The organism is Pseudomonas sp. zjy_15, from assembly GCF_043101865.1.
In the GTDB taxonomy this organism is placed as follows: domain Bacteria; phylum Pseudomonadota; class Gammaproteobacteria; order Pseudomonadales; family Pseudomonadaceae; genus Aquipseudomonas; species Aquipseudomonas putida_Y.
Genome location: NZ_JBICII010000114.1, coordinates 22,969 through 28,977 on the forward strand (window position 1 = coordinate 22,969; position 6,009 = coordinate 28,977).

Below are 6,009 nucleotides of genomic sequence, written 5' to 3' on the forward strand. Positions count from 1 at the left end.
CCTTTTCAGGCGAAGCGTTGCAGTTGCATCTCCCGCAGCCGGCTCAGGGTACGCTGGTACGGGAACGCCAGATAACCTTGAGTGTAGAGCGCATCGAGCGGCACCTGTGCCTCCAGGTACAACGCCACCCGGCGGTCATAGCATTCGTCGACCAGGGCGATGAAACGGCGAACCGCATCGTCCTTGGGCGACAGCGCAGGCAGTTCACGGTCGCCCGCCACTACCCTCGCCGCGCCATCTTCGGTGCCACGGGCAATACGCCCCGCCCGCTGCTCCCCGCCCAGCGCCGGAATGCCGGATACCAGAATCGAGGAAAAACGGTCACACAAGGCCATGAACTCCATGGCCGCCAGGGGTTGATCGCACAGATCGGTGAAACGACACCAGATAGCCTGCTCACTGCGCCGCACGACTTGAATGTGCCTTGAGCCAATAACCAAAGGCTGATCAGTGCCGGTATCTTCAGGGCTGAGCTGGCGAAACACCTTGCCCAACTGGCTGGCCTGCTCCGCCTCGGCTACCCAATAGCGCTGCCGCGCTTCACCGGGGTGCAGGCGGTGATCCTGCTCGCCCACTACTGGCAGTACCTGCATGTGACGACCAATGGCGGCGATGGCCGGCAGGAACCGCTCGCGGTTGAAGCCATCGCGGTAGAGCTGCTCGGGTGGCTGGTTGGAGGTGGCGACGATCACCACACCCTGATCGAACAATACCTGGAACAGGCGGCCGAGGATGATCGCATCACCGATGTCGTTGACGAACAGTTCGTCGAAGCACAGCACGCGGATTTGCCGCGCCAGCTCTGCCGCCAGGGCCAGCAGCGGGTCGGCCGTGCCGTTGAGCTGAAACAGGCGCTGATGCACCCAGGCCATGAAGTGGTGGAAGTGCTGGCGCCGGCTCGGTATGCGCAGACACTGGTGGAACTGATCCATCAGCCAGGTCTTGCCGCGCCCGACCGGGCCCCAGAGGTAGAGGCCCTGGGTGGGGCGGCCCTGCTCGAGGGACTGGAAGCAGCCTTGCAAGGCCTCGACGACGCGGGCCTGGGCGGGGTCAGCAACGTAGCCCTGAGTGCTCAGGGCTTGCTGGTAGAGGGTTTGGGGGTCGATGGCCATGGCCGCATTCTACCCGACTGCCACCCTCGGTGCAGGAGCGCGTCAGTCGGTCAGGCCGACCTTGAGTAGCGCGCCATCCTTGTCTTCCGTCAGTACATACAGGTACCCATCCGGCCCCAGCCGCACATCACGGATACGCGCCTTCAGGTCACCGAGCAACCGCTCTTCATGCACCACCTTGTCGCCGTCCAGTTGCAAGCGGATCAATTCCTGAGTGGCCAACGCACCGATGAACAGATTGTGGTCCCAGGCCTTGAACGTCGGGCTGTCGTAGAACGCCATGCCGCTGATACCCGGTGACTTTTCCCAGACATGGTGCGGGTCGACCATGCCGTCCACATGCTCGCCCTTGGCCTCGGGGATGGGCAGCAGCGAGTAGTTGATGCCGTGGGTCGCAATCGGCCAGCCATAGTTCTTGCCAGGCTTTGGAATGTTGATTTCATCCCCCCCGCGCGGGCCGTGTTCATGGGTCCACAGCTGGCCGGTCCAGGGGTTGAGCGCGGCACCTTGCTGATTACGGTGGCCGTATGACCAGATCTCCGGGCGCACGTTCTCCTTGCCGACGTAGGGGTTGTCTTTGGGCACTTCGCCGTCCGGCAGAATACGCACGACCTTGCCTTGCAACTTGTCCAGGTCCTGGGCAGTGGGGCGGTGGTTGTTCTCGCCCAGGGCGATGAACAGGTAGCCGTCGCGGTCGAACACCAGCCGCGAGCCGAAGTGGTTACCCACCGACAACTTGGGCTGCTGGCGGAAGATCACGGTGAAATTCTTCAGCCGGGCGCGGTCTTCGGACAACTGCCCGCGGCCGACCGCAGTTCCGGCCTTGCCGTCACTGCCCTCCTCGGCGTAGGACAGGTAGACGGTGCGGTCCTTGCCGAACTCCGGTGACAGCGCCACATCCAGCAAGCCGCCCTGGCCCTCGGCCCAGACCTTGGGTACACCGCTGATCGACGGGCCGACCTTGCCTTCGGCATTGACCAGCCGCAGGTTGCCGGCGCGCTCGGTCACCAGCATGTCCTTGCCGCCGGGCAGGAAGGCCAGTGCCCAGGGATTGCGCAGGCCATCGGCAAGCGTGCTGACGGTCAAGGTACCTTCTTCGCTGGGAAACCGCTGTTCGGCCGCCGCATGCGCCCACAAGGGCAATAGCGCGGCGGCCGTCAGGCTGGCCAGCCAGGGTGTTCGTAGCATGCCGGATTCCTTTCAAGTGGGTTTAAGGCGCACGTGGGTTGTCGCGCGGTGGCCGGGTGGGTTCCAGGTTCGGGGTTTGCTGCTGGCGGCGCAGGTTGTCGCCATTGCCGATGCCACGATTGTCCAGGGTGGGTGGGCGCTGGTACGGGGCGGTGGACGGGCCACGTACCGGTGGCGCAGCCGGCATGCTGCCTTGACGGCTGTTGGGGTTGGCCCGCTGGATCGGGCTGTTGTAAGGGTTGTTGTTGCCGGCAGCACGTTGCACGGGCTGCTGCGCAGCCGCGTACGCGGGCAGGCACAAGGCCAGGCCGAGGGCCAGGATGGGCAATGTCGGGGTCATGCTTCACCTCCTGTACGAAAATGCCGCGCCTGGTGGATTTGATAGCCTAAGGCGCGAGGGGTTCGCGGCAAAAGTGTGAATGCGGGTGGAGATGATTCCTGATGTTTCAGTATGGGCCTCGGAGTGCTGCTTTGCAGCCATTCGCGGGCGCGCCCGCTCCCACGGTCACCCACAGATTCTGGCCTGTGAGACACGTGTGGGAGCGGGCTTGCCCGCGAATGGCCGCAAAATCTACTGGCCGTTGTCCACCTTGTGCCGCGCCGCATACAGGCACAGCATCTCCATGGCCAGGGTTGCCCCGGCCAAAGCGGTGATATCGGCATGGTCATAGGCTGGCGCCACTTCCACCAAGTCCATGCCTACCAGGTTGATGCCACGCAGCCCCCCCAGAATCTCCAGCGCTTGCACCGTGCTCAGCCCGCCACACACCGGTGTTCCGGTACCGGGCGCGTAGGCCGGATCGAGGCAGTCGATGTCGAAGGTCAGGTACACCGGCCGCTCGCCCACCCGCTGGCGAATCGCCGCAATCACCGCCTCTGTGCCCTGGCGGTGCACCTGCCGAGCATCGAGAATGGCAAAACCCTGGCTGTCGTCATTGGTCGTGCGCAGGCCAATCTGCACCGAGTGGGCCGGGTCAACCAGGCCTTCGCGGGCGGCATGCCAGAACATGGTGCCGTGGTCGATGCGTTTGCCCGCCTCGTCTGGCCAGGTGTCACTGTGCGCATCGAAATGAATGAGCGCCAGCGGGCCATGGCGGCGGGCGTGAGCCTTGAGCAGCGGGTAGCTGATGAAGTGATCGCCACCGAGGGTGAGCATGGCGCAACCCGCCTGCAGAATATGCTCGGCATGGGCCTCGATGCTGCCCGGTACCGACTGCGGCGTGCCGCTGTCGAAGGGGCAGTCACCATAGTCGATCACCGCCAGGTGGTCGAACGGGTCGAACGCCCACGGCCAGTGGCGGGCCCAGGCCTGCTGGACCGAGGCAGTACGGATCGCCCGCGGGCCGAAGCGCGCGCCGGGGCGGTTACTGGTGGCCGTGTCGAACGGCACACCGCTGACCACCACATCCACACCGCGCAAGTCGCGGCTGTAGCGGCGGCGGGAAAAACTGACAACACCGGCGTAGGTGCTTTCTGCGGCGGTCCCATACAGGCTATCGCGGGTAATTGCCTGGTCGTTGCTTGCGGCTTGGTCCACGGTCGGGCTCCTTGATTGTCATGGGCTACTGCCGGCTGCGGAAGGCGGTCCACAGACGGTTGCGTTGGCGCAGGTCGGCCAGGGCCATGCTGCGGTCGGCATACAGGCGCTGACGCACCTCGGCCGACGGGTAAATATCCGGGTCGTTGCGCACCGCTTCGTCCACCAGCGGCGTGGCAGCCTGGTTGGCGTTGGCGAAGAACAGCGTGTTGGTCAGCGCTGCCACCGACTCTGGCTTGAGCATGAAGGCGATGAACGCCCGGGCGGCCTCGGGGTGCGGGGCGTCCTTGGGGATGACCAGGTTGTCCTGCCATACCAGCGTGCCTTCGCGGGGGATGCGGTAGATCACCTCGAACGGCTTGCCGGCACGGCGGGCCTGGTCGGCGGCCATCGCGGCATCACCGTTGTAGGTCAGCGCCAGGCACACGCTGCCATTGGCCAGGTCGTTGATCTGCCGACCGTTGGCGACGTAGCTGATCGACGGCTGCAACTGGCTGAGCAGGTTCTGCGCGGCGGCCAGATCACCCCTGTTCTGGCTGTAAGGGTCCTTGCCCAGGTAGTTCAGGGCTACGCCGATCACCTCCTGGGGCGAGTCAGGTATGGCGATGCCGCAACCCTTCAGGCGGGCGGCGTACTCGGGCTTGAACAACAGGTCGAGGCTGTCCAGCGGTACATCACCAAGGCGCTGGCGTACCGCCTCCACATTCACCCCCAGGCCCAGCGTGCCCCAGGTGTACGGCACAGCATGGCGGTTGCCGGGGTCAACCTCGGCCAGTTTGCCCAGCAGGTCCTTGTCGAGGTTGTCGTAGCCAGGCATGGCCTGAGCATCCAGCGGTTGCAGGGCATTGGCCTTGAGCGCCCGGGCCAGCACGGTGGAGGACGGCACCACCACGTCGTAGCCGCTACCACCGGTCAGCAGCTTGGTTTCCAGCACCTCGGGGGTGTCAAAGGTGTCGTAACGCACCTTGTAGCCGGTTTCCCGTTCGAAGCGCTGCAGGGTTTGCGGGGCAACGTAATCGGCCCAACTGTAGAGGTTGACGACCTTTTCTTCGGCCTGCAGCGGCAGGGCCAGAACCAGAGACAAAAGGCACAACGATCGACGCATGGCGGACACCTCGGTAAATGGGTGGATGCCGCGAGCATGCCAGCCGGGTTACATTGCACCAATGGCAAGTTTGCAAAGCTGACATTCACCAGGAGCAATGTAATGCTGGGACAAGTGCACGATCCCGACCTGCACCTGCTGCGGCTGTTCGTCACTGTAGTCGAGGCGGGTGGCTTCAGCGCCGCTCAAGGCGTGCTGGGCCTGAGCCAGCCCACCATCAGCCAGCGCATGGCGCAACTGGAGGCACGCTTGGGTTACCGCCTGTGCAGCCGCGGCAAGGGTGGTTTTCGCCTGACGGAAAAAGGTGAACTGCTATTGGACGCGGCGCGTGGGCTGCTGCTGAACATCGAGCAGTTTCGCCAGCAGGCCAACGGCGTTGCCGGGCGGCTGCTGGGAACTGTGCGCATAGGCATGGCGGAAAATCAGGACAAGGCGGTGAGCCTGAAACTGGCGGCGGCCATTGCGGCATTTCGCAGGCGAGAGGAATCGGTGCAACTGGAGCTTGTCAGTGCACCGCCGGCAGAGCTGGAACGGCTGTTGCTGGAGCAGCGGCTGGACTATGCCATCAGCTACTTTTCCGGCAACCAGGCAGCCTTTGATTACCAGCCCTTGTTCGCGGAGCGGCAGCGGCTGTATTGCGGCAGGGGGCATGAGCTGTATGGGGAAACGGATGTTGGGCTTGAGCGGTTGCTGGACATGGACCAGGTGCGCCATCCGTACCGTTTTCTCAAAGGGGGCGAACCGTTCCAGAGCAGACGCAGCACGGCAGTGGCGGAGCAGATCGAAAGCGTGCTGACGTTCATGCTGTCTGGGCGGCATATTGGCTACTTGCCATGCCATTGTGCACAGGTCTGGGAGGCCGAAGGACTGTTATGGGCGCTGGACCCTGCGCTTGATTTTGAGGTGCCGTTTACCCTGGCCCGGCACCGGGCACAGGGGGTTGGCGAGGCAGCCCATGTATTTGCGCAGGATTTGCTGGCGGCGTTTGCCTGAACCGGCCCCTTCGCGGGTAAACCCGCTCCTACGCCGGATCGGGGGTGGACACCGGTCGGTGGCTGGGCACAGGC

Annotated in this window: 6 protein-coding genes; 1 reads left to right on the top strand and 5 read right to left on the bottom strand. The window is 64.4% G+C overall.

What is annotated here, in order from left to right; genetic code table 11:
* Positions 1-5: 5 nt before the first annotated feature.
* From zapE to ACF8EF_RS22710, 5 genes are all read right to left on the bottom strand, one after another.
* Complete coding sequence (zapE, locus tag ACF8EF_RS22690; protein ID WP_176684901.1) at positions 6-1,112, bottom strand: cell division protein ZapE; 1,107 nt, start codon at positions 1,110-1,112, stop codon at positions 6-8.
* Between the two features lie 42 nt (positions 1,113-1,154).
* Positions 1,155-2,300 (bottom strand): PQQ-dependent sugar dehydrogenase, encoded by a 1,146-nt coding sequence (locus ACF8EF_RS22695; protein WP_392462079.1) that lies wholly within the window; start codon positions 2,298-2,300, stop codon positions 1,155-1,157.
* Positions 2,301-2,322: 22 nt separating this feature from the next.
* On the bottom strand, positions 2,323-2,640 hold the full coding sequence (locus tag ACF8EF_RS22700) for a hypothetical protein (RefSeq protein WP_176684899.1): 318 nt from the start codon (positions 2,638-2,640) through the stop codon (positions 2,323-2,325).
* A gap of 231 nt (positions 2,641-2,871) precedes the next feature.
* Positions 2,872-3,837, bottom strand: a complete 966-nt coding sequence (speB, locus tag ACF8EF_RS22705; RefSeq protein WP_176684898.1) for an agmatinase — start codon at positions 3,835-3,837, stop codon at positions 2,872-2,874.
* A gap of 25 nt (positions 3,838-3,862) precedes the next feature.
* A complete protein-coding gene (locus ACF8EF_RS22710) occupies positions 3,863-4,942 on the bottom strand; it encodes an extracellular solute-binding protein (protein ID WP_392462081.1) in 1,080 nt (359 codons plus the stop codon).
* Between the two features lie 102 nt (positions 4,943-5,044).
* Here ACF8EF_RS22710 and ACF8EF_RS22715 point away from each other — a divergent pair, with 102 nt between their 5' ends.
* Positions 5,045-5,935: a LysR family transcriptional regulator gene (locus tag ACF8EF_RS22715; protein WP_392462083.1), complete on the top strand. Its 891-nt coding sequence runs from the start codon at positions 5,045-5,047 to the stop codon at positions 5,933-5,935.
* Positions 5,936-6,009: the final 74 nt, after the last annotated feature.

What these genes read in the sequence shown, in the direction of transcription:
- zapE (WP_176684901.1), bottom strand. Translation starts at nt 1,112, where the DNA reads ATGGCCATCGACCCCCAAACCCTCTACCAGCAAGCCCTGAGCACTCAG.
- ACF8EF_RS22695 (WP_392462079.1), bottom strand. Translation starts at nt 2,300, where the DNA reads ATGCTACGAACACCCTGGCTGGCCAGCCTGACGGCCGCCGCGCTATTG.
- ACF8EF_RS22700 (WP_176684899.1), bottom strand. Translation starts at nt 2,640, where the DNA reads ATGACCCCGACATTGCCCATCCTGGCCCTCGGCCTGGCCTTGTGCCTG.
- ACF8EF_RS22710 (WP_392462081.1), bottom strand. Translation starts at nt 4,942, where the DNA reads ATGCGTCGATCGTTGTGCCTTTTGTCTCTGGTTCTGGCCCTGCCGCTG.
- ACF8EF_RS22715 (WP_392462083.1), top strand. Translation starts at nt 5,045, where the DNA reads ATGCTGGGACAAGTGCACGATCCCGACCTGCACCTGCTGCGGCTGTTC.